Raw genomic sequence first — 26,830 nt, forward strand, 5'->3', positions numbered from 1 at the left:
CGCTTGTTGGCCATGTCTTTCCTCCGCTTTCCTAAACATAGCGGAGGACCACTTCACTGGCGGAGGACCAGGTGTCGGCAGCGCGTTGCAGATTTCCATGCGATGCCACGAGAGCGACTACCCGAAGTGTGTTATGAGCTACGTTCGTCACTCAAAGCCAAAAAAGGCGATAGTTTTCCCAAACGCTGATGAAATATTCCTGCTTTGTCAATTTGGGAACTTCATCACCCGGATTCAGGCGCGAGGCCACGCGCGCGGCGCGGCCCCCGGCTCGCCTGCGGCGTGGAGACGTTTTGGTCATGCGATACCCCTTGGCAGGGCGTTTTCAGGGTCGAACAAGCAGAGTGGACAGACTGTGGCGCGCACCGTGTCACCAATCAAGAGAACCTCCACCTCCGTGCCGGGCTCCGAATGGTTCGGATCGATATAGGCCATGGCCAGGTTCTTGCCCGTGCGATATCCCCAGGCCGCCGAAGTGATCGATCCAATTGATGCGCCATCCGCGAATACCCCTTCGCCTGGTTGGGCTGGCGCCTTATTGCTGAGGACCTCCAGAACCACCCTTTCTTTGCGGTTTCCAACGTTTACCTGAGCTTGAAGACCGGACTTCCCCGGAAACTCCTTGGTCATGTCCACAAACCGATGCAGGCCAGCTTCGACCGGATTGAATTCGGTGACGAAGTCGCCCTTCCAGTGGCCATAGCCCTTTTCAAGACGCATCGAGTCAATCGCAAACATGCCGAAATGGGACAGCCCGAAGGCCTCTCCCGCCTTGGTCAACACCTCATAAGCTGCATAAAGCTGGGTGTTGGGGATGTGCAGTTCGAACGCCTGTTCGCCGGAATAGCTAATGGCGATGGCCAGCGCCTCGACATGACCGACCAAAACGCGCTGCGTGGTCAGCCATGGGAAGTCGGATTGACCCCATCGCGTGCGCGGCGAAACGGCGGCAAGCAGGTCACGGGTTTTGGGGCCGGCGATCACCATCATCGTGTGGGTGTTGGTGCGGCTTTCGATGCGAATGTCCGAGCCTTTGGGCAGACGCTCGGTCAGCCAGTCCATATCGTGGTATTCTGCCGCCGCAGCAGAGCCATAGAAGATGTCGCGACCCGGCAGCGGCACGATCGTGGCCTCGCCCGCGATATTACCTTTGGGCGTCAGAAAGTAACACAGGCTTGCCCTGCCGGGTTTTGTGGACACCTTCGAGCAGGTCAAACCGTTGAGCCAGTCCAGCGCACCTGTTCCGCTGATGCGATAGTGGTTGAAGCCGGAGAGCTCTGCCAGCCCGACATGCTTACGCAGCGCCTCGACCTCGGCCCCAACAACGTCGTGCCAGTTCTGGAACGTGTAGCCATGGGTGGGTTCAAAATCCGCGTTCGGCTTGTAAAACTCGGTGCGCTCCCAGCCATTAACGACGCCGAACTCAGCGCCTTTGGCCTTTAACACCGGATAGAGCGGCGATGACTTGGCGGGGCGACCGGCGGGGCGGTGTTCGTGCGGCAGATGCCAGCGAAACTCGTGCTGGTAATCCTCGATCGATTTCAGCGCAGTGAACTCGGTATTGGCAAAGCGGGTGATCCGGCGCGGGTCCAGCTGCCAGCTGTCCCATTCGGTTTCGCCATGCACCATCATCTGCGCCAGCATCTTGCCGTACCCGCCACCCTCACCGATACCGACGCGCAGCCCGTTCATGGACCAGCAATTGCGCAGTCCCGGTTGCTTGCCCACCAGTGGCCCCGCATCCGAGGCATAGGCGATGGGGCCGTTGACCACCGACTTGATGCCGACCTCCTGCAGACAGGGCAGACGCTCAAAAATCGGGTCCATCTTGGGCAGCAGACGATCCAGATCATCGGGGCAGAGCGCATTGACGAAATCCGGGTCAATCCCGTCCATTCCGAACGTCTTGCAGTCGTGCTCGTAGATGCCGACCAGCAGCCCTTTCTTTTCCTGCCGCATATAGAATGTGTGACGCGGGCAACGCACCATGGGCACCCGGGTCGGGCGCTCGGCCAGCTCGGGGATGTCTTCGGTCACGAAATACATGTGTTCCATGGCGATGACGGGATATTCGACTCCCATCAGCGCCCCGACCTCGTTCGCCCTGTACCCTGCGGCAATCACGATATGCTCGGCGGTGATTTTGCCTTGAGGAGTTGTCACCTGCCATTCATCGCCCGGCAGTTGCTTTAGGGCTGTCACGGGCGTGTTTCGATGGATCGTCGCGCCCATTTTTCGGGAGCGGGCCGCCAGCGCCTGACACAGCTGGGCGGGGTCAATGTCACCGTCCTGTTCATCCCACAGGGCCGCCAATACGCCGTCGATGTTGAGGAGCGGATTGCGCCGCTGCGCCTCAGCTGCGTCCAGAAGGTCAAAGTCGATGCCCAGCCCCCTGGCGACAGATATGATGTGATGTACTTCGTCCACGTGTTTGGGGTTGGTCAGCAGGCGCATCCCACCCGTGGCATGGTGGTAGTTGATCGGATAGGCCGGGTCGTCGGCCAGTTCCTTGTAAAGCTTGATCGTGTAGTCGCGCAGCAACAGCAGGAGCTGGTTGAACGCCACGCTGGGGCACTGCGCCGCCGAATGCCATGTGGTGCCGCTGGTCAACTCGTTGCGTTCCAGCAGCACCGCGTCGGTCCAGCCTTCCTGACACAGGTGGTACAGGGCCGACAGCCCACCAACGCCACCCCCGATAACAACGACCCGCGCATGGCTTTGCATCGGCCACCTCCGAACCTCTGGTTTCGGGGTAAATATCCGTCAGAACACGTCTTTCGAAAAACAGAATAATTGGAATACAGACATCAGAAATTGTGAATTATAGCGCGATGCTTGGCTAGGCCTTCGCGCTGAGCATACACATCAGTTCGAACATCAGCGATACGCCCAGCCAAGCCGTGTTACCGCCGGGATCAAAGGGCGGTGACACCTCGACAAGATCGGCGCCGATCAGATTGACGCCTTGCAGCGCGCGGATGACCTGCTGCGCCTGGAAGCTGTTGGGGCCGCCGATTTCGGGCGTGCCGGTGCCGGGCGCAAACGCCGGGTCCACAAAATCGATGTCGCAGGTGCAATAGGTCGGCGCCGTGCCGACGATCTCGCGCACCTCGGTCATGACGTCTTTGATGCCGCGTTCGAAGAACTCCTCGATCCGGATAATGCGGATGCCCTGCGCCTCGCCCCATTCGATATCGTCCACGTTGTAGGCCGTCCCGCGAATGCCGACCTGCACAAAGCGTTTGGGATCCACGAGCCCTTCTTCGACCGCGCGGCGGAAGGGGGTGCCGTGGGTGAACTTTTGGCCGCCGAAGTAACTGTCGAACAGGTCGGTGTGGCTGTCGAACTGGATCAGCCCGAGCGGTCCGTCGCTTGCCAGAGCGCGCAGGATGGGCAGGGAAATCAGGTGATCGCCCCCTGCGGTCATAGGCGTGATGCCCTGGGCGTGAAGCGCGCGATAGAACGACGTGACGCGGTCGAGGCTGTCCTGAATGTCGACCGGATTGGGTGGCACATCGCCAAGATCAGCCCAGTTTTGAAGGGCAAAGGGGTTGATGCCTGTGAAAGGGTTCATCGCGCGGATCATGGTGGAATAGTCGCGCAGCTGCCGGGGGCCATGCCTGGGGCCGGGTCGGTTGGTCGTGCCGCCATCCCAGGGGATACCGATCAACCCCATCTGCACATCCGCATATCGCGGATCATCCGGTGTCAGACCCGGGAGACGCATGAACGTCGGCACACCGGCAAAACGCGGCAGATCCATGCCGGACACCGGTTGAAAGAACGGATCACCACCGCTCATGACGCATTGCCCTTCGCGATGTTTTCCGCCGCCATGGAGATCATTTCGAACATCACGGCCATGGCCGTCAACGCTGTGATCTGGTTGGGGTTGTCCTTGGTTGGCATCATGCACACGACATCGCCGCCGATGATGTTCAAGCCACGCACCGAATGCAACAGGGCCACCGCCTCATCGATATCAAAACCCTTCTCGCCGGGTTCGATGTTGGACACACCCGGCGCAATCGTCGGATCAAGACAATCGAGATCAAAGGTGATGTAGACGGGGCGGTTGCCGATGACCTCTTTAACCTGCGCCACCACATCGCTGACACCACGACGGCGAAAGTCCTTCATGGTGACGACGTTGTAGCCGAAGTCATAGGACGGCTGCAGCCAATCGAGCGTGCGTGCATGCCCGCGCAGACCGATCTGCATGGAGTGGGTCGGGTCGACTCGCCCCTGGTCTGCCAAGTAAGCCCCCCAATGCGCCGCTGATTTCTTGGCGCCGAGGAAGTGGTCAACCTTGGTGAACACATCTGTATGGGCGTCGAGATGCAAGAGGCACACAGGCTCCTCACGTGCAAGTTCACCACGCCCCAAGGCTTGCAGGATCCCCCCGGTAATCGAATGATCGCCACCGACCGAAAAGGGGCGTGCGCCGGCCGCATCTACAGTGCCGAAGAACGCGGTGATGTCGGCAATGCAGGCTTCATTGTCATTGGCGCGTGGCAAGGGCACATCCCCGATATCGGCAATCTTGGCAGCACTCCACGGGTCGAGGTTGAACCCGCTGTGCATCCGTCTGCCAACCGCGGACACATTCCGCAACGCCCGCGGACCAAGATGCTGATCGCGCTCGGTTGTGCCATTCCCGGTCGAATGGGGCACGCCGACGAGCGCGATATCCTGCCCTTCGACATGCTCATGCGGACAGCGAAAAAGCGTTGGAACACCCCACCAATAGAGGTTTTCCATCATGGCAGTCTGATATCGATCCGTCACGGCATTGTCCCAATATGGCAAGGCCACAAGAGCTTGTTTCGGGTCTGTGTTCTAGTCTTTCTGATCTTTGCGCCGGAACGCGCCCTGAACAATACGGTCCATGACCATCGCGAGGAACAGGATGGCAAAGCCCCCCAAAAGCCCCGGCCCCTTGGCCGCAAATTGCAAGGCTTCGAGGATCTCCTGACCGAGCCCGCCACCACCGATGAGCGAAATGATCACCACCATCGACAGGCACATCAGGATCGTCTGGTTCACACCCGTCATGATCGACGGCAACGCCAGCGGGATCTCCACGTCTTTCAGCAATTGCCAGCGCGAGGCACCAAATGCCACCGCAGCTTCCTTGATGCTTTCAGGCACGCCGCGCATGCCAAGGGCCGTCAACCGGATCACCGGCGGCATGCCAAAGATGATGGTGGCCAGAATGCCCGGTGGGTTACCCGTTCCGAAAAACGCGATGATCGGGATCAGGTAGACGAACGCCGGCAGCGTCTGCATCAGATCCAGCACAGGCTCCGCCATCCGGTACGCGCGCTTGGACTTGCCGAACCAGATGCCCAAGGGGATGCCGATGACCACGCACAAGAGCACCGCCGCACCGACCAGCGCCACGGTTTCCATCGCCAGCGACCAGTAGCCAAGCAGCGCGGTGTAGGCCATGGCCGCCACCGTGAAGATCGCGACGCGTGGGCCGGCAGCCCGCCAGGCTGTGACCGCGATCACCAGCATCACGACCGGCCAGGGGGATCCGTTCAAGGCGACGGTCAAGCCATCAAGAACGGTGCGCACACCCGACACAATGCCATCAAAAACGTCCCCGCCTGCCAGGGCGGCTGCGTCAATACGTGCCTCCATCCAGGAGGCCACGGCACCGAAAATCGTACCATTGCCTTCGCCCAGAACGTAATTGGACACCTGCTGTTCAGGGAATGCCTCGAGCAATTCCATCGAGGCGTTGACGGTAAAGCGGTAGATCACGAGGGGTGCAATCGCGAGGATCAGCACTGCCCCCAAGATTGCATTCCCGTTAGAACGCCCGCTTTCAGTTGTATCGGGGTCTATGCGCCAGCGCGAATACTGTTTCTCATAGACCGTGTTGGCGTACATGCCCTGAACGATCTTGAACACCAAAAGCATGATCAGGCCGGTGATCATGATCCCTGTCGCCTCTGCCTGCGCCAGTTCGACCCGTTCCATGTTGGTATCGATGGCGCGCTGCATGTTTTCGGCAAGCTTGGTGAACCGGTCGATATCGGCCTGCTCGGCCGCCGCCGCCGCCTGGTCGAGGCGGCGTTGCATCGTCTCGGCCTGCGACGCCGCACGCTCAAGGAATTCAGACCCGGGCGTGCCCCAAAGGCCGCGCCCGATCTGCACCCAAGCGATGATCTCGAGGATCAGGAACGCCCAGAACATGCCCCAGATCGCCCGACTGGAGGCCCAGAGCGGGCCCAGCACGGCGGCCCAGAGATTGAACGTCGTGGGTAAAGCGCCGGTGTTGTCGTGGATCTTGTGGAAGGTGTCGACATAGTAGTCGCCGTTCACCTCGGCGAACTCTTTGATCGAATTGTCCAGGGCCTCGCGATCAACTTCGATATCGGATGCGGCGGTGACCTTCAGTTCGCTTGCATCATTCATCTTTGCCCCCTTGGATACCGCGCAGCAGGCGGGGTTTGGTGACGACGCCGACATCGGATCCGTCTTCGGTTATGACCACCGGCTGGTCAGTTTGGACCGCCAGATCGATCAACTGATCCAGATCTGCGCTATGATCGGCCCGCAGCGCACCGTCCAGTGATCCCGTATGGCTCTCAAGCGGCTGCATGATGGAATGGGCCTTGACCAGCTTCAGCTTGGAAATGCCCTGCACGAACTCGCGCACATAGTCGTCGGCGGGCTCCATCACGATCTGCTCCGGCGTTCCGATCTGCACGATCACGCCATCTTTCATGATGGCGATGCGGTGGCCAATGCGGATCGCTTCATCGAGGTCGTGGGTGATAAAGAGCGTGGTCTTCTTCAGCTGTGCCACCAGCGCCTTGAACTGGTCCTGCAACTGCAGCCGGATCAGCGGATCAAGCGCCGAAAACGGTTCGTCCATCAACAGGATTTCCGGATCAGACGCCAGCGCGCGGGCGATGCCGACACGTTGCTGCATACCACCCGAAAGCTCGCGCGGCAGGCGGTCCTCGTATCCTGTTAGGTCTACCAGCCCCAGCGCATGATCCGACACCGCCCAGCGCTTAGATTTCGAAACCTTCCTGATTTCGAGCGGATAAGCGACGTTGTCCCGCACAGATCTGTGCGGCATCAGCGCCATGTGCTGAAAAACCATGCCGATCTGCTGGGCCCGAATACGACGCAGCTCTTTTTCGCTGATGGTCGAGACATCCTGCCCGAGGATTTCGATCTTGCCCGCCGTCGGCTCGATCAGGCGGTTGATATGGCGCACCAGCGTCGACTTACCCGAGCCCGAAAGCCCCATGATGCAGAAGATTTCTCCGCGTGCGACCTCAAAGTTGGCGTTCTGAACGCCGACGACGCATTGGAATTCGGATAAGACTTCCGGCTTTCCGATGCCCTTGCTTTTGACAGCGGCCATCGCTTCTTCGGCACGCGCGCCAAATATCTTCCAGACGTCGGTGACCTTGACGACAGTTTCACTCATCCCGCACCCCCTCAAAGCGTGGCGGCCGCCGCGGTAGTTTCGCGACGGCCCAGAGTTTGGGACTTAGTTGGTCAGCCAGCCAACGATCTTGTCTTCGTTTGCAGCAACCCATTCCTGGGCGAAATCAGCCGCTTCCTGACCATCAACAGCAAGCGCTTTCCCCATTGCGCTCAGAGATTCGCCATCCATCTGGAAATTTGCGAACAGAGCTGCAACTTCCGGGAAGTCCTCTTCTAGCGATTTGGCATAGTGCAAGTGAAGCGTTGCACCGTTCCATGCGGTGGAGGCTTCGGACTTTTCCAACCAGTCAGGATCGTCCGTCGGCTGTACGATGGTCCATGTGGCGGGATCATGTGCTGGCTCTTCAAGCACAAACAGATCCTGGGTCACAAAGATATAGTGCGGGCTATAGCAGAAACCGATCCATGGCTCACCCGCCGTTGCCGCGTTTGCGAGGTTTGCGTATGCGATGGTTTCCTCGTATTCGGTCAGCTCGAAAATCTGATCGTAGCCATAGGATTTGGCGCGGATCTTTTCGACGACGGTCGAGGCCCAGCCGGGGGCGCCGATCCAGACTTCGGGCGTGCCGTTGCCGTCGGTGTCAAAGATCGCCATCTTGTCGGGATCGCTCAGATCATCGATGGATTTGATGTCGTACTCTTCCGCGATTGCGGCTGGCACGCACATACCCTGCTCAGCCTGAACCGGGTTCGTGTTCATCACGACGGTGCCATTGTCCTTCACGTAGGTGTCGTGCAGGTTCTGCTGGTTTGGCATCCACACTTCCGGGTGTGCGTGCATGGAGCCTTTGTCCATCGCTTCAAAAACGATCGGGTTCGTTCCGTTCTGCAGCTCCACGTCAAGGCCAAGGTTTTCTTCGATGACAACCTCGAGCACATGGGCCGTGGCGTTGACCGAAGCCCAGTTTGGCACACCAATGACGATGTCTGCCGCCATTGCCGGGGCAGCCAACAGCATTGCCGAGCTCACGGCGCTGATTTTGATTTTTTGCATTCTTCTCTCCTTGTTGAAGCTCCAAAGACAGTTTCCCCGTCCTTTTTTCGAGCGATGCTTGCGGTAGATTAGCTCATTGTCCGCAGGTGTATAGCCATTCATTTGTTGGTTTTTGATCCAGTATCCGCGAGAAACAGACTTTCATGAAGCAGAATTAATGGAATAGTATATTCTGAAAATCAGATTTAGTGGCGTGTGATGAACAGCGACATTTCTCTCAAGGCCCTTCGGTATTTTGTGGTGGCGATCCGCGAGGGAAGCATCACCGAGGCCGCAAAGGTTGTGAATGTGGTTCCGTCTGCGGTCCATACCGCAATCAACCAGGTTGAGGCGGCCTTTGGTCTGCAGTTGACCATCCGCAGCCGGTCAAAAGGCAATTCTCTGACCGCGACCGGACATCAGATGATACCGAAGATCCAGAACCTGCTGGACGAATACGAGAGCCTTCTGCAGGACGGCGGCGACATGCGCACGCGGCTGACGGGCACCTTACGTATTGGGTACTATGCGCCCGCAGCGCCCGCATTCATGCCCGAGATCGTTGAACAAATCCTGCAAGGCAATCACGAGGTCTCGGTCAAATTCTTTGAGTGTGACAACCAGAGCGCGCAGGATGGGCTCGTTTCCGGTGCCTACGACGTAATTGTTTGTTTCGCCAAGGCAATGAAGACTGGAATCGCTTATGAAACATTGCTGGAGGTTCCGGGTTACGCGCTGGTGCCAGCATCCCATCCGTTTGCCGGCCGTCCGAGCATCTCCATGCAGGATTTCGCGGGTCAGAACATCGTGTTGCTCGATCTTCCCGTGGTCAGCGAATACTACGCCAGTCAATTTGACCAAGCCGGCATCAAACCGCGCATCGTCGCGACAGCAAACTCCCTCGAAATGGTGCGCAGCCTGGTCGGGAATGGGATCGGGTGCTCGCTGCTGCACATGTTGACCGCGAATGACGTCACCTATGCGGGCGACAAAGTAGCAGCGGTGCCGCTGCAACCGCCCGTCGACCCATTGAAAATTGTTCTAGGCCATCTTCCTGACAATCCACGCCGACTTGTAAAAATGTTTGTCACAGAGTTGCAAACCTACTTCCAAAAACCGGAGGCTCGCGCACTCAGGGTCGCAAGACCTAAGAGCTGATTTTCGATCTAACGAAGACCTTTCGTAAGTTCCGGACATTGTCGGCGTCAAGGGGTATGGGCCTCGAAGCAGTCTTTCGATCCGGCGCGCGCAACTTTTGGCTTTCTTCAAGCGTCTTCGGCCTTGCCTTGTTGGCATGGAGGCGTGCGGCTCCAGCCATCATTGGGCACGCCAAATTTCTGCCCTGGGCCACAATGTTCGTTTGATACCCGCCAACTATGCTAGGCCCTATGTCAAACGCGGCAAATCCGATGCTGCCGATGCTGAGGCGATCTGCGAGGCAGTGACCCGCCCCACGATGCGGTTTGTCGCGATCCAGTCGGAAGAGCAGCAGGGAGTTCTCTTTTTGCACCGTGCGCGGGATCTGATCGTTCGCCAACGCACTCAACTCGGCAACATGCTGCGCGGTCTGTTGGCCGAGTTCCGCATTGTGATCTCCCAAGGTATTGGAAGCGCGGTGAAGTTCGCCAAGAGCGTGTTGGACGGCGACCGTCCTGCAATTCCCGAGGTCGCGGTCGACGTACTGGCCAACCTCAGCAAACAGATCTTTGCACTCCATCTGCGGGTCCGATGGTACGAGATGCGCAGCGATTTCAGGCAAAACAGGACTCGCGCGTGGCACTACTTCGAACAATACCGGGCGTCGACCCAGTCACAGCGTCAGCGATCGCAGCGACTATTGGAGATGCGCAGCAGTTCAGAAATGGTCGCGAATTGGCGGCGTGGCTCGGTTGACGCCACTCAATCGATCTAGCGGCGGCAAGGAGCGACTGGGACCTATCTCAAAGATGGGCGATCACTACCTGAGGCGACTACTCGTCACGGGTATGATCGGACGACTAAGGCAGATGAAGGTCAACCTAGACCGACTCGATCCGTGGGCAATTGGATTGCTCGAGCGCAAACCAATCCGACTGGCTACCGTTGCAATGGCCAATAAGACGGCAAGGAGCATATGGGCTGTGTTGACCAAGAATGAATACTACCGCCCAGACTACGCTTGAACCAAAGAAATAGAACACAGAGACGCAAGACCATTGAGATGATGGAGCACAGTCAACCCGCCAGCCAAGACACCCCGTCGAATGTCAGGGACACCTGTTTGTCCGAAAAACCCGTATGGGACTTGGCCTGCGGAAACCATCAGGGCCAGCGGCCGCGTGCGCCGCGCAAACAGGCCGAACACACGTCTGCTTCTGACAATTGCCAATCAGCCTCAAAAAACGTCTTGCTATGCAGGAGCTTTCCGCAATTGATAGCTTTGTTGATCTGAGCAGCATCCGCGCCTATTTGGCGGAGTTCTACAGCCATACTGGCCGCCCATCCGTCCATTCCGAACTGCTGATCCGCATGCTGCTTGTTTGGCTATTGCTTTGGCATCCGGTCGGAACGGCGTCTGTGTGAAGAGGTGCATTTGAACCTCACATAAAAAGCGCGCCGCCAGCCTTGATGAAACCTGCCCAAGATTCATGGCGATCCCCGGCGTGGGGCCAATCGGGGCCCTGACCTACAAGACGGCAGTGGATGATCCCAGACGCTTCACCAGTTCAAGAACAGTCGCCGGGTACTTTGGCCTGACACCCGGGCGCTACCAGTCAGGATAGATGGATAACCCCGGCCGTATCCCGAAGGCAGGCGATGCCGATGTTCGATCCGCGCTCTACGCAGCAGCGAACGCCATGATGATGCGATCCGTCGCCAGTTCCGAGATCAAGTCCCGGGGCCTGCGTTTGTTGCGACACAAAGGCCGACGGCGTGCGGTCGTCACCGTCGCTTGAAAGCTTGTTGTCGTCATGCACCGCATGTGGGCAGACAATACCGAGTTCTGTCAAAGACCTTTGAAGGATGTTGCATGAAATGAACCCCCAAAGATCAATGACGCGATCGTCCCTCACCGGATGAGGTCTGTGCCCTCTCGTCCATGCAAACATGCACTGCCGGGTGAGAGATGACGCCGAAAACGGCTGCTGCACCACTTGAAGCGCGAGACTAAGCCGGGCGCTCCGCGACGGATCCGACACATGCATGCAGCGGTCCGACAGAACCGGACCGGACCAACATTGACTGCGAAGAGAAGCTTGACCCGGATGAGAGACTTGATCCCAAACAATGGAAACGAAATGATGAAACGAACTTGACCCAAACGCCCGATTAGCGAAGCGGTCATTCAGACTTTGGGTCCAACGGTCCGGATTGTGCAGTTTGCGACCGTTGCGACGGCCACGAAATGCCGAGGGGCGGCGGTTCATCCTCGGTATAGGCGGCCTTAAGCACGCAGTAATTCAAAGGCGGGGTCATAGGGCGACGGTTCAATGACCTCAGCCGCAACAAGATCGCCGCACATGTCCAGTAGGAGTGTTTTGCCGACATCGGCGAAAGCGGGCTCCACAAAAGCATAGGCGAGGTTCATGCCAACGCGGTGGCCCCAATCACCTGATGTGATTGTGCCGACGACCTTGCTCCCCTCCATAAGCGATGCGCCGCCATGTGCGGGGGCGTGGGTCGTATTGATCTTCAAGGTTACGAGTTTCTTGGCCGGGCCAGCAGTATGCCGCTTTTGCAGGGCGGCCTTGCCGATAAACTCGCCCTTCTCCAGTTTCACGAAACGATCCACAGCAGTCTCGAAGGGGTCAAATTCCGTCAGCAAATCCGCCTTCCAATGCAGGAACCCCTTCTCCATGCGCATGGAGTCCACTGCACGCGCACCAAAGAGTTTCAGACCGTGCGCTTCGCCAGCCTCACGCAGGGAAAGATAGGCGGCGTAAAGTGACGCGTTCGGCACATGGATCTCATAGGCCAACTCACCGGAAAAACTGACACTCATCACGGTCGCGGGTGCATATCCGATGAAGCACTCCCGAACCGAAAGCCACGGGAACGCCCCACTCGACCAGTCGCCCCGCGCGCAGGCCGACAGGACGTCGCGTGACTTGGGTCCAGCCAGAACCAGGATCGTTTGATCGTTTGTAAAGCTTCGGATTTGCACGTCTTCGTCGTCGCCAAGGTGTTGCGTGAGCCAGTCCATGTCGTGGTACTCGCTGGCTGCCGCTGAGCCGTACCAAACGCGGTTAGGACCGCGATCGCTTGCCGGGATGTTGGCTACGGTGGCCTCACCTTTGACCATACCATGGTGGTTCAAAAGGTATCCTAGACCCACGCGACCCGCACGTTTCGTGACGTTGCCGCAGAACATGCGGTCAAGGAATGCATGACGGTCTGTACCGGTGATCTCGAACCGGTTGAAGCCATTAACCTCACACAAGCCGACATGTCGCTGCACATTCTTGACCTCTGCGGCGACGACATCAAAGGCCTCGTCGAAGTTAAAACTCAGGGTCGGATGAAAGTCCGGGGTTGGTTTGACGTACTCCACCCGCTCCCAGCCGTTCACGACCGTGAACTCGGCACCCTCGGCTGCAAGGACTGGTGTGAGTGGTGTGGTTTTGGCATGGCGGCCCGCAGGGCGATGCTCGTGCGGGAAATGGAACCGGAATTCGTTCTGATAGTCCTCAATGGCCTTGAGCGACGTCAGTTCGACATTGGCGTGGCCGGTGAAACGGCGCGGGTCAAGGCACCAGGTGTCATAGCAGGCTTCGCCGTGCACGATCTGCTGGGCCAGAAGCCAGCCGTGACCACCGCCCTCGCCCAGCCCCGCCCTCAGGCCGATGATGCAAAAGGCGTTGCGCTTGCCGGGGATCGGGCCGACGAGCGGTGCGCCGTCGATGGTATAGGTGATAGGGCCATTCACAATAGAGCGGATCCCGGTTTCTTCCAGCGCAGGCATCCGTTCGAACGCACCCGCCAACACATCCATGACGCGGTCCAAATCGTCCGGACAGAGCGCGTTGACGAAGTTCGGATCAATCCCGTCCATGCCCCAGGGGCGACAGTCTTGCTCGTAGAAGCCGACGAGCAGGCCACTTTTTTCCTGACGGCTATAGTAGTCCGAAATCGGACATCGCAAGAGCGGTATCCGGCGGCCAGATTCGGCGATGGCAGGGATATCTTCCGTGAGGAAATACTGGTGTTCCATCGAGGCGACCGGGTGCTGAACGCCCATCATCGCACCCACTTCATTCACCCGATAACCGCAGGCGTTGACCACAATATCGCAGTCGATGTCGCCGTGTTCGGTGTGGACGGTCCAGGTATCGTCCTTGTGCTGGGTCAGGGCTGTCACAGGTGTGTTGCGGTAGACCTCGGCCCCCGCTTTGCGCGCGTGAAACGCGAGGGCCTGACACAGCTGAGCCGGATCGATATCACCATCCAGTGGATCCCAAAGCCCGCCGAGCAGGTTCGTGGTTGAAATCAGAGGATGACGTCGCGCGCACTCTTCCGCATCGATCACCTCGAAGTGCACATCCATGCCCCGCGCCATTGAAGCAAAGTGACGGTATCCTTGCATCTGCGCCTCGGTATTGGCGAGCCGGATACCCCCGTCAGCGTGGTGATAGTTGATCGGGTAGTCCGGGTTTTCAGCGAGCTCTTTGTAAAGATTGATCGAGTGTGTTTTCAGCCCGACCATCGTTTGGTTCATGCCAAAGTTGGTTACCTGCGCTGCGGAGTGCCAGGTTGTTCCGCTTGTCAGTTCGTTCCGCTCGACCAGTACAACATCGCTCCAACCTTCCTGTGTCAGATGATAGAGCGTGGAGCAGCCAGCGATACCGCCGCCGATGATGACGACCTGTGTGCGGGACTTCATGTGCGCGATTCCTTTGTTTCCGTGGTCGAAGAAGGGCGTGCTTTGACCTGTCTTTGCAATGTCTCCGCAAATACTCAGAAAACCTCAAATGTTTACTTTGAAAAATTATGAATATGCTAGATTACCATTGTGATCTGGTGGCTGAATCCTTTGAAATCTGGGCACATTGCAAAGAGGTGGTGTGATGGCGGGTGCGCGTGGGAGAAGGGGCGGTCGCCGCGAACGGCTGGCGCAACGTGCTGCGAAGCCCACGGTTGATCCATGTCCGCCGGGCCAGATCGGCGGCGTCTACAAACCGCTGAGCGATGACGATCTTCGCCGCATTTACGACACGGCTCTCGACCTTCTGGAAAGACTTGGCGTGGGCGACGTGCCTGAACGCCTGCAAAAGGACTTCCTGGCCATTGGTGCAACCGACAACGGCAAAAGACGCATCCAGTTTCCACCTGCTCTGGTTGAGGAAGCCATTGACCAAGCCGCAAAGACCTTTGTTCTTCACGGTCGTGACCCGGAGCGGTCGATCGAAGTTGGCGGCAACACGGTTTACTTCGGCACGGGCGGCGCCGCTGTACAAATGCTGGATATGGAAACCGGCGTATACCGACCCTCGACCCTAGAAGACCTGCACAATCTGACGCGCCTGCAAGACACGCTCGCGAATGTAAGCTGGTACACGCGCTGCTGTGTCGCTACCGACGTGCCGGACACCTACGATCTGGACGTCAACACCGTCTTCGCTTTGTTGAAGAACACCACGAAGCCCATCGCGACGTCATTCACGCTGGCAGAATACGTGGCACCAATTGTAGAGATGCTGGATATCGCCGCAGGAGGTCTCGGCGAATTTGCCAAGCGTCCGTTTATGAAAGCGCATATCAGCCCCATGATTTCGCCTATGCGTTATGGCGAGGATGCGGTGGATGTCGTCTATGAGTGTATCGGCCACAATATCCCCATCTCTTGCATCACAGCGGCTCAAGCAGGCGCGACAGCCCCAGCCACGTTGGCGGGCTTTCTGGCGCAATCCCTCGCCGAAACACTGGCCAGCCTGCTGATGGTGCATGCCATTCAGCCGGGTTTTCCGATGGTGTTCTCTAATTGGCCGCTGGTGATTGACCTTCGCACGGGCGCTTTTTCGGGTGGAAGCGGCGAGACGGCGGTGCTCAACGCTGCATCGGCACAGCTTTCCAACTGGCTTGGCCTTCCATCGGGCGTGGCCTGTTCGATGACGGATGCCAAGGCAATCGATGCGCAATACGGGATGGAAAAGGGCATCACCTCGATGACCGCCGGGCTCGCGGGGGGGAACCTGATTTATGAAAGCTCGGGGATGACGGCATCCCTGCTGGGCGTCAGTTGCGAGGCCTTCGTGCTCGACGATGAAATGCATTCGAACACGTATCGTGCCCTGCGCGGCATCGAGGTTACGGATGAGAACCTGGGCTTTGACGCAATTTGCGCGGCGGTGCTCGGTGAAGGTCATTTCCTTGGCGGGCAACACACCTATGCGGCGATGGAGCGGGACTATTTCTATCCGTCACTCGCTGACCGAGACGACCCGCGCACCTGGGAGCAGCAAGGCGCTCAGGATGCCTGGGGTCGTGCGCGCCAACGCGCCAAGGACATTCTGAAGGATCACAATCCGCGATATCTGACGGCAGAACAGGAAAATGAGATCCGCAGGCGATTCAATATCCTGCATGCGTGAGGCTTTACATGGAAACGGTTCATCCGATCAGCTTGAAACTGTCAGCGAGCCAAGGATTGTTTCGGGTCTGATCTGAAATCGCGTACTTCGAGATGAGCGCGCGCAACTTTGCATCAACCAAGTCCAGCACGGACCTTGAACAATCAGGCGTCGCAATGATCGACAGGGTGCGCGAGAAGCTTTTGCCCGGGAACTTGTGCATTGCGAGTTTCGACTGAAATCTCTTTGCCCGGGCGAACAGCAAAGGCGTTGTGATCGTCCAGCCTGCCCCCGCGGCCACCATTGCCATGAGAGTCTGGTTGTTGCTGCATTCGAAGCTCGATGTCGGTGAAAGGCCAACACGGCGCATCTGGGACTCAATCTGCTTCGCAATAAGAAGGTCGCTTGAAAACCTGAGAAACGGTAGGTCACCCTGTCCTTTGACAATATCCGACAGGGGTCGCTGTGTCACGCGCGGGAGGACGATGACAAATGGGTCACTCAAAATGAGACGGTCCTGAAGATCCCGAAAATGTTCGTGCGGTGCAGACGCAATGCCAAGATCAAGGTGCCGGTTGCGCAACATGTCAATGATCGTATGGCTTGAGTCTGTCTGGTACGTAAAATGGCACCCGGGCATATTCTGAGAGAGATAAACAGCAATCTCCGGAGTGATATCGCTGTCAAAGTCTTCAATCGTGCCAATGCGTAACAGACTGGCTTCTGCCAACGTCCCCGCCGAGGCTTCAGCCTTTGCCTTGCGGATCATGAAAAGTGCTTCATCGATGCTGCGCAAGAACACGCGCCCCTTCGGCGTCAATACCATGGGGCGTCGTGTGTGATTGAACAGCTCGACCCCGAGATGATCTTCGAGGCTGCGCAGGTGATGCGAAACCGTGCTGACCGTTAGGCCCGTTTCCTTGGCCGCCGCCTGCAGCGATCCTTTCTGTGCACAGATCTGAAACAGATCCAGCCATCTGAGACTAAGCTCTCTTTTGACAGTCGGTCGCGGCAAGGACCCTTCCCCAAAAACAGATTGCCGAATTCCGTCGGAAGTTAGGACTTATACTTCGATCTTGTCAAACTTAGGTACAGCTCTTTTGGTACTTTTCTCTTTCATGAGATGGGCTCAGCACTCGGCAACCCCGCTTTGCGCGAGACGATATGTGTTGGACAAAATTGACACATTTGGAAGGGATCATGGTGTTGGTCTCGACCGTTTTGCCAAAAGCTATCCCTGTATGGTGGTCTCAGACAACGCCACTGAGCTGACCAGCAACGCGATGCTGAAATGGCAGGAAGATCGCAAAGCTGGTTGGCTAGAACACATGGGCGGTCGGATCGTGCTGCTAGCTGCCGGGAGCGTACAGCTTTCGGCTCAGCACGCAGGCGCGAGGAATGCTCTAGAGTATGCAATCCGTATCATTGAGGAGGAGGCCGGGGCAGAGCATGGTGAGCAGGCAAAGGATGCAATAGAAGAAACACTTAGGGACGAAGGCCTTTCGACGGGCTGCGCACTGTCGCTTCTCACAGCACTTGATGCAGAGGCAGGTTGCCGACAGCTTTTGCTAAAAACCGAAGATCTAAATAGTGCGGAAAGCCGTCAAAACGCTATTGATGTATTCGCATCGGTCTTTGGTGACCGTCACTTTGGACGGGTGCCTGACTTGACCGAAATACCGGAAGATCGCCGTGTCCCTCTTGTGAAAGACCTAGTACTGCGTGCCTACCAAGCCGTTCGGAGAGAGGAGGATATCGAGCACGAGGGCACCTATAAGCCAGACCTACGTGACAATGCTCAGGACGCTCGATCCTTCCTCCTTGAGGCGCTTCTGAACTCAAGGCTACCGGAAACACTGGCTGCCATCCATGAACTAGCCGAACAACCTGAACTTGGCCAAATGCCGGATCGCTTACGTCAGATGGCTGACGAGATCGCCGCGCAAATACGCGACATGACCGCCCATCCGGTTGCCGCGTACCAAGCCCTGGACCGAGATGGCGCATTCATACCTTTCGACCATAAATCGCTTTTCACGGCCATGATGACGAAACTCGACACTTTCGAACACGACTTTTTGCATGCTGAAGACTCGCCAGTCAATGCGCTACGGCTGCTGGATCAGGAAACTGAGCTGCGGCGATTTATAGCTTTCTGGTTGCGCAAAGCAGATCAAGGCTCTTTGATTTCCCACAAGAAACTGTCGTGGTCGGCGAGAACCGTACAGACATTCGTTTGCACCCACGATCCATGCCGGGCTACGCAACAGTTGGACTAAGTAGAGAGGCATGGAGCGCTCGCTTACTAAAGCATGCTCTCAGCGACCAGCTAGTCGTTCAATGTCTTCGGCATGACAATTGCCGCACCTGGTGTCTTCTGATTTGCCAAGCTAGCTCGAAACGATGGCGACACCCCAATATTAATGAATGGATATTGCTGGCGGATGTGGTTGATCACTCGGAAACGATGGCGAGGGAGATAATGGCTTCACGCCCAGAGCTACATGTTGCGGTAAAGGGGATTGACGACTCTCCAGGCTGGTAAGCTTCGAACTAACGAATGGGACCAATTCAAGAGGAAACTGATCGGCCGTAGGCTGATGGTCAAGCCTCGGAACCGATCCTCAAAAGTCCAGTTCTCTTTTGACGCCCCTCGAGAAAAGCAGGTGCAGCGAATGACCCGTTTCCGCCCATTTCGTTGAAAAACTCGCGCTTGATCGAAGGGTAAGTCGCTGATTCAATTCGTGCTGTAGGGAGGGATTTGCGACGATGAGACCGAGGCAAGAGGCGCAGACGACGTTGTTTTACGAGTTCTCGCTGGAGGACCATGTCCCGCAAGACCGCCTGCTGCGGTCAATTGACAGGTTCGTCGACCTGGGAAGCATTCGCGCTCATCTGGCGGAGTTCTACAGCCATACCGGTCGCCCCTCGATCAATCCTGAGCTGCTCATTCGGATGCTGTTGGTGGGCTACTGTTTCGGCATCCGATCCGAGCGTCGGCTGTGCGAAGAGGTGCATCTCAACCTCGCATACCCGCCGGCCGGGGCGGCTGATCACGTCAAGCCCCATATTGAAACCGCAGCTGATTGTCACAGATCAGAGCAATACCGCCGTCCGCACCGACGTGATACCGACATGGGTTTTCGCCCAGATCTTTGAAATAGATACAAAAAATCTGGTCGGAACCCCGGAGCGATATCTGCTATTGCGCGCGCTGTGTTAACCGTCCACGCGAATGCGCGCGTTGGTCGGATCATAGGGGCTGTCCTCAACCACCTCGGCAGGCCACAGCCGGTCGAACATCTTCACCTGCAGCTTCGTGCCCGGCACCGCCAGATCGGGGGTGACATAACCCATCCCGATACTCTTGCCGAAGGCTACCGAATAGCCGCCGGAGGTCAGGCGCCCCACCCGCCTGTCGCCATTGTAGAGCGCCTCGCGCCCCCAAGGGTCGGCGTCTTCCGGTCCGTCCATGAGCAACGTCACACACTTTGAGCGCACGCCGATCTCTTCGAGCTTGGCTTTGCCGTGGAAGTCCTTGTTCAGGTCGACGAAGCGCGGCAGGTCGGCCTCCAGCGGTGTCGCGTCGCGGCCCAGTTCAGTGCCAAAGGCGCGATAGCTCTTCTCCTGCCGCAGCCAGTTCTGCGCCCGGGCACCGACCAGCTTCATGCCGTGCTTTTCTCCCGCCTTTTCAAGCTGATCGAAGAGGTAATTCTGCATCTCGATCGGGTGGTGCAGCTCCCAGCCCAGCTCGCCGGTATAGGCAACGCGGATCGCCCGCACCGGGCACATGCCCAGCTCTATGTCACGATAGGAAAGCCACGGGAAACGCTTATTCGACAGGACCGTCGCTGGATCCGCATCCTTCACGAGCGCGTTCAGCAGGTCCCGTGATTTCGGCCCGGCAATGGCAAAGACACCCCACTGCGTGGTCACGTCTTGTTCGTTGATCCGCCCGAACTCTGGCTCCTTCTCCATGATCGCCTTGCAGAGGTAATCCTGGTCATAGGCGTGCCAGGCGCCCGCAGAGACGAGGTAGTAGTCATCCTCCGCCAGCCGCACGATGGTGTACTCCGTCCGCGTGGTGCCTGCGGCGGTCAGCGCATAGGTGAGGTTGATCCGCCCCACTTTCGGCAGCTTGTTGGTGGTGAACCAGTCCAGAAAGGCCGTTGCCCCCGGCCCGCTAATCCGGTGTTTGGTAAAGGCGGTGGCATCGATCAGCCCCACACCCTCCCGGATCGCCTTGGCTTCATCCACCGCATATTGCCACCACCCCCCGCGCCGGAACGAACGCGCGTTATGGTCGCTAAACCCTTCTGGCGCAAAGTAATTCGGGCGCTCCCATCCATTGACCTGCCCGAACTGCGCGCCCCGCGCAGCCTGCCGGTCATAGGCAGGCGAGGTCCGCAGCGGGCGGCAGGCCGGGCGCTCCTCATCCGGGTGGTGCAGGATATAGACGTGCTCGTAGGCCTCCTCATTCTTCCGCGCGGCATACTCCGTCGTCATCCATGACCCGTATCTCTTGGGGTCGAGCGAGGCCATATCGATCTCGGCCTCACCCTCGACCATCATCTGGGCGAGGTAGTACCCCGTGCCCCCTGCCGCGGTGATCCCGAAAGAGAAGCCCTCGGCCAGCCACATATTGGTCAGCCCCGGCGCAAGCCCCACCAGCGGGTTGCCATCTGGCGTGTAGCAAATGGGTCCGTTGAAGTCGTCCTTCAGCCCGCAGTCTTCGCAGGACGGGATGCGGTGGTTCATGGCCATGTATTGATCTTCGATGCGCTCGAGATCGAGCTGGAAGAGGTCCGCGCGGAAGCTGTCCGGCACGCCATACTCAAACCGCGCGGGCGCGTGTTTTTCATAGACCCCGAGGATCCAGCCGCCACGCTCTTCGCGCACATAGGATTGCGCATCCGCATCCCGCACAACAGGGTGTTCCACATTACCTTCACTGCGGAACTTCACCAACTCAGGATCCTGATCCATAACGATAAACTGGTGCTCCACCGGGATCGCGGGGATCTTGATGCCCAGCATCTGCGCCGTACGCTGCGCGTGGTTGCCCGAAGCGGTGACCACATGCTCCGCAGTGATCACGATTTGCTCGTCGGTTGGTACGAGGTTACCGCCCTTTTCACCCATCTTGGTGGCCGTGACTTCCCAATGCGTGCCCGTCCAATGGAACGCATCCGCCTGCCACTTGCGTTCGATCATCACGCCGCGCTGCCGCGCACCCTTGGCCATCGCCATGGTCACATCGGCGGGGTTAATGTAGCCATCAGTGTTGTGATAAAGCGCGCCCTTTAGATCGTCAGTGCGAATGAGCGGCCATTTCGCCTTGATCTCATCGGGCGTCATCCACTGATAGGGCACACCGCAAGTCTCGGCCGTGGAGGCGTAGAGCATGTACTCATCCATCCGCGCCTGCGTCTGCGCCATACGCAGGTTGCCGACCACTGCAAAGCCCGCGTTGAGACCGGTCTCTTCTTCGAGGGTCTTGTAAAAACGGATCGAATAGTCGTGGATGTGGGTCGTCGCGTAGGACATGTTGAAGTAGGGCAGCAGGCCCGCCGCGTGCCAGGTCGAGCCCGAGGTCAACTCGTCCCGCTCCAAGAGCATGACGTCGTCCCAGCCTGCCTTTGCCAAATGATAAGCAATCGAAGTGCCGACTGCGCCACCGCCGACGACAAGGGCTTTGACTTGGGTTTTCATGGCTCAGACTCCGTGGCGAAGATGTTGCGCTAGCATTAGCGCCTCGAAGCTGGAGGGCCAAACCGCGCCCGACCGGTCATGGCGGGAAAGCGACATGAGACCACAGGTGGCCTGAAAGCCCACCTCACCTGCCGATCCTGAGCGGTCGTGCTGGCAGGTTGGGTGGGCTTTCAGGCCACCCCGGCTTACGGGCCCCCTAGATCACCTTGCCGGGGTTCAGAATGTCCTGTGGATCGAGCGCCACCTTGATGGCCCGCATGATCTCGGTCGCACCGCCCAGTTCCTTAACGAGATACGGTCGCTTGCCCTGCCCGATCCCGTGCTCGCCGGTGCAGGTGCCATCCATCGAGATCGCCAAATCGTTGAGCCAGCTTATGAACCCCGCGGCCTTCTCCACCTCGTCCGCGTTCGACATGTCCACCAAAGGCGAGACATGAAAGTTGCCGTCCCCTGCATGTCCGACAATCGGGGCGATAAGGCCCAGCTCGGCCACCCGGGCCTGCGCCGCTGTCACACAATCTGCCAGACGCGAGATAGGCACGCAGACATCCGTGGCGATGCCCCGCGCGCCAGGGCGGTACTGCAGCATCGCCCAATAGGCATCATGCCGCGCCTGCCACAGCCGGTTGCGGTCCTCGGTGGTGCTCGTCGCAGCATAGCCGACGCCGCCATGCTCCTCCGACAAGGCGCCGAAGATCTCCGACTGCTCGACCACGCCAGCCTCGGTACCGTGAAACTCCAGTAGCAACAGCGGAGTCTCCGGCAGATCGAGCTTGGAATAGGCATTGAGCGCCTTGACCATCACGTCGTCCAGAAGCTCGATCCGCGCCACAGGCAACCCGTATTGGATCACGGAAATCACGGTCTGGCATGCCGCATCTACAGACGGGAACGAGCAACTCGCCGAGCTGATCGCCTCCGGAATCCCGTGAAGCTGCAGCGTGATCTCGGTGATCATGCAAAGCGTGCCTTCGGACCCCACCAGCAGCCGCGTCAGATCGTAGCCCGCCGAGGACTTCCGCGCGCGCGTCCCGGTGCGGATCACACGCCCGTCCGCCATTACCGCTTCCACCGCCAACACATTGTCCTTCATGGTACCGTAGCGCACCGCATTGGTGCCGGAGGCATTGGTGGCCGTCATCCCGCCAAGCGACGCATTGGCACCCGGATCAATCGGGAAGAACAGCCCTTGGTCGCGCAGGTGGGTGTTCAGCGCCTCGCGGGTCACGCCGGGCTGCACGCGGCAATCGAGATCGCCCGGGTTGACCTCCAGCACCTTGTCCATCTGGCTGAGGTCCACGCAGATCCCGCCCGCGGGCGCATTGACGTGACCCTCGAGCGAGGTGCCGGTGCCATAGGCGATGATCGGGACGCGATGCTCGGCACAGATGCGCACAATCTCCGCGACCTCCTCGGTGCTCTGCGCAAAGACAACCGCATCAGGCGGCTGGTTCTCGATCCAGGTGGTGGTGTGACCATGCTGTTCGCGGATCGACTGGCCGGTCTGGAAGCGCTCGCCGAACTGCTGCTTCAAGACACCCAATGCCGTCGCGATCCCTGCGTCATTCCGGGGCAAGCTTGCGTGTTGCACCATGATCCCCTCCCCGGCGTCCGCCGTTACTGTCCAAGTGCAATGCCTTCCCGTCGTGGATCGGCACCGCCCTGAAGGCCGTCCCCGATGGCGATGGCATGCAGCCCTGAAGTCAGCGCCCGCGCCTCGACTTCATAGCCCAAGCCGGTCAGCGCCTCGGTCAGACCTTCCGCCGAGGTGCCCTCTTCCACGTCATATTTTCCAAACCGGTTAACTGCATGCGGGACAGAGACCGCCTGCTGCACATCCATGCCCCAGTCGAGATGCGCGATGATGCTCTGCGCCACATAGCCGATGATCCGGCTGCCACCCGGGCTGCCAATGGCCAGCACCGGCGCGCCGTCCTTCATTACGATGGTCGGCGCCATGGATGACCGCGGGCGTTTGCCCGGCTCCACTCGGTTGGCAATCGGCACGCCATCTGCGTGACTCTTGAACGAGAAATCCGTGAGCTCGTTGTTCAACAGGAACCCGCGCACCATCAGGCGACTGCCAAAACCGTTCTCAATCGTGGTGGTCATGGAGGCTACGTTGCCCGCCCCATCAACAATTACGAAATGCGAGGTGGAAGGCAGCTCGATAGAAACATCATCCGCCCAGTTCAGCGCATGATCGAAGGCAGGCGCGCCAGGGGCGACCTCGGGCAAAGCGTCATCGCCGGCAAGCAATTCCGCCCGCTGCGTCAGATAAGCCGGATCGACCAACCCCTCGGTCGGCACAGGGACAAAATCGCTGTCCGCCATGTAGCGACCCCGGTCAGCAAAGGCCAGACGCGAGGCATCGCCGATCAACCGGCGCACCTCGGCATCCATGGGGCCGGCAGAGAGGTCATAGCTCTCCAGCATCCCGAGGATCTGGCCGACCGTCAGCGCGCCCGAGGACGGCGGGCCCATGCCGCAGACATCATGTGAGCGGTAGGTCACGCAAACCGGCGCGCGCTCCTTCACCTGATAGATGCTCAGATCTACGGTGGAAAGAACGCCTGGGTTGCCCTCAGCCCCCTGCACCGTATCGACAATGTCCTGCGCGATCTCGCCGGTGTAGAAGGCACGCGTGCCGTTCTCCGCCATCGCGCGCAGCGTTGCCGCGTAATCCGAGTTCTGCAAGAGCTCGCCGGCTTCCAGAGGTGTGCCGCCGGGCATGAAGTACTCCGCCGTCGTCGGGAACCGGCTCAGGCGCTCCATGTCCCCTTCGATCAGCCCCGCAAGGCGAGGAGAGACCGCAAATCCTTCCTCTGCGCGGGTGATCGCGGGGGCCAAAAGATCCGCCCACTCGAGCGCACCCCAGCGCATGTGGACCTCTTCCATCAGCGCGGGGGTCCCGGGCGTGCCGACGGACAACCCGCCAACCACGGCATCAAAGAAGCCGAGCGGTTCGCCGTTCCCGTCCTGAAAGAGCCGCGGCGTGGCAGCCAGCGGTGCTGTCTCGCGCCCGTCGAGCGTGGTCAGCGTCCCGCTTTCCGCATCGTAGTAGACGAGAAACGCACCGCCGCCGATACCGGAGGATTGGGGCTCCACTAGCCCCAGCATCGCCTGCACGGCGACGAGCGCGTCCGCTGCCGTACCGCCCTTGGCCAGCACGTCGGCGCCGGCCTTCACCGCCCAGGGATTCGCCGCGGCGACCATCCAATTGTCGGCAGTCACGGGCGTGCCCGCGAATTTCGCGTCGAGCGCGGCGGCAACCTGCGGTGAGATCGCTTCGAAAGCGCCCTGAGTGGCGGCCTCTGGTTGCACAGCATCCGCCGCCTGTTGTGCCGCAACGCTCGTCGCGAAGATCAGGGCAAAGCCCGTCGTCACCATATGTCGCATCGTCTCTCCACTCCTCTGGCCAAGGTCTACAGCATCGACGGCACCACCTGATCGGGAGGTCTGTGCCCGTCGTCGAAGGTCTTGATATTGATGATGACTTTCTCGCCCATCTCGATCCGGCCTTCACGCGTGGCCGAACCCATATGCGGCAGCAGAACTACATTGCCAAGCTCGCGGAGACGCGGATTCACGCGTGTGCCGTGCTCGTAGACGTCAAGGCCCGCGCCTGCGATCTCACCGGCGCGCAGCATCCTGGTGAGTGCGGCTTCATCGACAACCTCGCCGCGCGAGGTGTTCACGATCACCGCTTCGGGCTTCATCAGCTTGAGCCGCCGCGCGTTCATCAGATGGAAGGTCGAAGGCGTTGCCGGGCAGTTGACTGAGATCACGTCCATCCGCGCAACCATCTGGTCGAGGCTCTCCCAATAGGTGGCGTCCAGCGCCTGCTCGGTCTCGGGGCGCAGACGGCGGCGGTTGTGATAGTGCACCTGCATCCCGAAGGCGCTCGCCCGCCGGGCGACCGCCTGACCAATGCGTCCCATACCGAGGATGCCCAGGCGCCGCCCCGCGACCCGTCCCCCGAGATAAGCCGTGGGCGCCCATCCGTCCCAGTCACCGGACTGCATGACATGCAGACCCTCTGGGATACGACGCAGCACCGCGAGCAGCAGCGCCATGGTCATATCCGCCGTATCATCGGTGAGAACTCCGGGCGTGTTTGACACCAACACCCCGCGTTGCCGCGCCGTGGCAACGTCGATGTGATCGACCCCCGCGCCATAGTTTGCAATCAGCTTCAGCCGATCCCCCGCCTGGCTGATCAGGGCAGAATCAATCTCATCCGTCACCGTGGGCACCAGCACATCCGCCGATTTCATGGCTTCGGCGAGGTCGGTACGGCTCATTGGCGCGTCATCATCGCGCAGCGTGACGTCAAAAAGCTCTGACAGCCGCGTTTCAACCTCTTCGGGTAACCGTCGCGTGACGACAACACTCAACCTTTGCTTCGCCATTTTGCACCTCCCCGGACTTGGCGCGGCACGCCGTTTCGTGGCATGGTGGCCGAGATGCGGGCGAGGCACAAGAACCTCGCGGCGTCTATCGGGCAATTTGCGACGAACAGGCGGTGTCATGACGAAATTCCTTTCGAGGGTTCTTGCTGCGGCGGTCTCCTTGATTTTGCTCGGCGGGCCGGTGCTGGCGCGCGATACCGGGCCTGTCACGAATCTTCCGCTGCCACGGTTCGTTTCCATGAAGGCCTCCGAAGGCAACGTGCGCCGCGGACCCTCGCTGACGCACCGGATCGACTGGGTTTTCAAACACCGCGATATGCCTCTGCAGATCACCGCCGAGCATGGTCATTGGCGCCGGGTGCAGGACCGGGAGGGCCAAGGGGGCTGGATCCACTACTCCCTACTCTCTGGCGTGCGAACGGTGATTGTCGAGCAGAACATGCTTGAGTTGCGCATGCGCCCGAACCCGGAAGCGCCCGCAACCGCTGCGTTGGAAAATGGTGTCATCGCGCGCTTGGGTAAATGTGGCCCGGAATGGTGTCAGTTGAGATCTGGCGGCTTCAGAGGTTGGGCTCCCAAGGCCCGTTTGTGGGGCGTTACGCCCAACGAGATCAGAGACTGATCCCCGCCAGGATCCAACCTCCAAGCTCCATTTGCAGGTCGGGTCCGAGCCTTTATGAGTTGTAGGAACAGATACAAGGTGGAGAGCG

At 59.2% G+C, this 26,830-nt stretch carries 17 protein-coding genes and 5 pseudogenes; 9 read left to right on the forward strand and 13 right to left on the reverse strand.

The window, feature by feature from the left end:
- Positions 1–151 precede the first annotated feature (151 nt).
- The 7 genes from Q1A71_RS23140 to Q1A71_RS23170 form a co-directional block, all read right to left on the reverse strand.
- Positions 152–301: a hypothetical protein gene (locus tag Q1A71_RS23140; RefSeq protein WP_299682600.1), complete on the reverse strand. Its 150-nt coding sequence runs from the start codon at positions 299–301 to the stop codon at positions 152–154.
- Entirely contained in the window at positions 298–2,724 is a 2,427-nt protein-coding gene (locus Q1A71_RS23145; protein WP_299682602.1) for an FAD-dependent oxidoreductase, read from the reverse strand. The genes Q1A71_RS23140 and Q1A71_RS23145 overlap by 4 nt, the downstream gene beginning before the upstream one ends.
- A 115-nt stretch (positions 2,725–2,839) precedes the next feature.
- Positions 2,840–3,802, reverse strand: coding sequence for an agmatinase (locus tag Q1A71_RS23150; RefSeq protein WP_299682604.1), 963 nt, complete (start codon positions 3,800–3,802; stop codon positions 2,840–2,842).
- Entirely contained in the window at positions 3,799–4,788 is a 990-nt protein-coding gene (locus tag Q1A71_RS23155; RefSeq protein WP_299682606.1) for an arginase family protein, read from the reverse strand. Before Q1A71_RS23155 ends, Q1A71_RS23150 begins: the two co-directional genes overlap by 4 nt.
- Before the next feature lie 51 nt (positions 4,789–4,839).
- Complete coding sequence (locus Q1A71_RS23160) at positions 4,840–6,426, reverse strand: ABC transporter permease subunit (protein WP_299682608.1); 1,587 nt, start codon at positions 6,424–6,426, stop codon at positions 4,840–4,842.
- Positions 6,419–7,456, reverse strand: a complete 1,038-nt coding sequence (locus Q1A71_RS23165) for a glycine betaine/L-proline ABC transporter ATP-binding protein (RefSeq protein ID WP_299682610.1) — start codon at positions 7,454–7,456, stop codon at positions 6,419–6,421. The genes Q1A71_RS23160 and Q1A71_RS23165 overlap by 8 nt, the downstream gene beginning before the upstream one ends.
- Positions 7,457–7,519: 63 nt before the next feature.
- A complete protein-coding gene (locus tag Q1A71_RS23170) occupies positions 7,520–8,572 on the reverse strand; it encodes a glycine betaine ABC transporter substrate-binding protein (RefSeq protein WP_299682613.1) in 1,053 nt (350 codons plus the stop codon).
- A 96-nt stretch (positions 8,573–8,668) separates the two neighbouring features.
- On the opposite strand from Q1A71_RS23170, the gene Q1A71_RS23175 reads away from it, so the two are divergent.
- The 5 genes and pseudogenes from Q1A71_RS23175 (at position 8,669) to Q1A71_RS23190 (ending at position 11,211) form a co-directional block, all read left to right on the forward strand.
- A complete protein-coding gene (locus Q1A71_RS23175; protein ID WP_299682616.1) occupies positions 8,669–9,607 on the forward strand; it encodes a LysR family transcriptional regulator in 939 nt (312 codons plus the stop codon).
- A 79-nt stretch (positions 9,608–9,686) separates the two neighbouring features.
- A pseudogene (locus Q1A71_RS23745) lies at positions 9,687–10,115 on the forward strand (transposase); the annotation flags it as partial.
- A 62-nt stretch (positions 10,116–10,177) separates the two neighbouring features.
- Positions 10,178–10,611 (forward strand): annotated as a pseudogene (locus Q1A71_RS23750) (transposase).
- A gap of 238 nt (positions 10,612–10,849) precedes the next feature.
- Positions 10,850–11,030, forward strand: a pseudogene (locus tag Q1A71_RS23185) (transposase); the annotation flags it as partial.
- A 46-nt stretch (positions 11,031–11,076) separates the two neighbouring features.
- A complete protein-coding gene (locus tag Q1A71_RS23190; protein WP_299682619.1) occupies positions 11,077–11,211 on the forward strand; it encodes a transposase in 135 nt (44 codons plus the stop codon).
- 662 nt (positions 11,212–11,873) lie between these two features.
- On the opposite strand, the gene Q1A71_RS23195 is transcribed toward Q1A71_RS23190, so the two are convergent.
- Positions 11,874–14,309, reverse strand: coding sequence for an FAD-dependent oxidoreductase (locus Q1A71_RS23195; protein WP_299682622.1), 2,436 nt, complete (start codon positions 14,307–14,309; stop codon positions 11,874–11,876).
- 184 nt (positions 14,310–14,493) lie between these two features.
- Here Q1A71_RS23195 and Q1A71_RS23200 point away from each other — a divergent pair, with 184 nt between their 5' ends.
- On the forward strand, positions 14,494–16,017 hold the full coding sequence (locus Q1A71_RS23200) for a trimethylamine methyltransferase family protein (protein ID WP_299682625.1): 1,524 nt from the start codon (positions 14,494–14,496) through the stop codon (positions 16,015–16,017).
- A gap of 19 nt (positions 16,018–16,036) precedes the next feature.
- Here Q1A71_RS23200 and Q1A71_RS23205 read toward each other — a convergent pair whose 3' ends face one another.
- On the reverse strand, positions 16,037–17,011 hold the full coding sequence (locus tag Q1A71_RS23205; RefSeq protein ID WP_299682628.1) for a LysR family transcriptional regulator: 975 nt from the start codon (positions 17,009–17,011) through the stop codon (positions 16,037–16,039).
- Positions 17,012–17,153: 142 nt separating this feature from the next.
- On the opposite strand from Q1A71_RS23205, the pseudogene Q1A71_RS23210 reads away from it, so the two are divergent.
- Positions 17,154–17,315 (forward strand): annotated as a pseudogene (locus tag Q1A71_RS23210) (IS3 family transposase); the annotation flags it as partial.
- A gap of 1,450 nt (positions 17,316–18,765) precedes the next feature.
- Positions 18,766–19,029: pseudogene (locus tag Q1A71_RS23215) on the forward strand (transposase); the annotation flags it as partial.
- 186 nt (positions 19,030–19,215) lie between these two features.
- On the opposite strand, the gene Q1A71_RS23220 reads toward Q1A71_RS23215, so the two are convergent.
- From Q1A71_RS23220 to Q1A71_RS23235, 4 genes are all read right to left on the reverse strand, one after another.
- Positions 19,216–21,708, reverse strand: a complete 2,493-nt coding sequence (locus tag Q1A71_RS23220) for an FAD-dependent oxidoreductase (RefSeq protein ID WP_299682631.1) — start codon at positions 21,706–21,708, stop codon at positions 19,216–19,218.
- A gap of 196 nt (positions 21,709–21,904) precedes the next feature.
- Positions 21,905–23,302, reverse strand: coding sequence for an FAD-linked oxidase C-terminal domain-containing protein (locus tag Q1A71_RS23225; protein ID WP_299682634.1), 1,398 nt, complete (start codon positions 23,300–23,302; stop codon positions 21,905–21,907).
- A 23-nt stretch (positions 23,303–23,325) separates the two neighbouring features.
- A complete protein-coding gene (ggt, locus tag Q1A71_RS23230; protein WP_299682637.1) occupies positions 23,326–25,107 on the reverse strand; it encodes a gamma-glutamyltransferase in 1,782 nt (593 codons plus the stop codon).
- 26 nt (positions 25,108–25,133) lie between these two features.
- Positions 25,134–26,120 (reverse strand): D-glycerate dehydrogenase, encoded by a 987-nt coding sequence (locus Q1A71_RS23235; protein ID WP_299682640.1) that lies wholly within the window; start codon positions 26,118–26,120, stop codon positions 25,134–25,136.
- A gap of 118 nt (positions 26,121–26,238) precedes the next feature.
- Here Q1A71_RS23235 and Q1A71_RS23240 point away from each other — a divergent pair, with 118 nt between their 5' ends.
- A complete protein-coding gene (locus Q1A71_RS23240) occupies positions 26,239–26,742 on the forward strand; it encodes an SH3 domain-containing protein (protein WP_299682643.1) in 504 nt (167 codons plus the stop codon).
- Positions 26,743–26,830: the final 88 nt, after the last annotated feature.

Source organism: uncultured Roseobacter sp., from assembly GCF_947493125.1.
Lineage (GTDB): Bacteria > Pseudomonadota > Alphaproteobacteria > Rhodobacterales > Rhodobacteraceae > Roseobacter.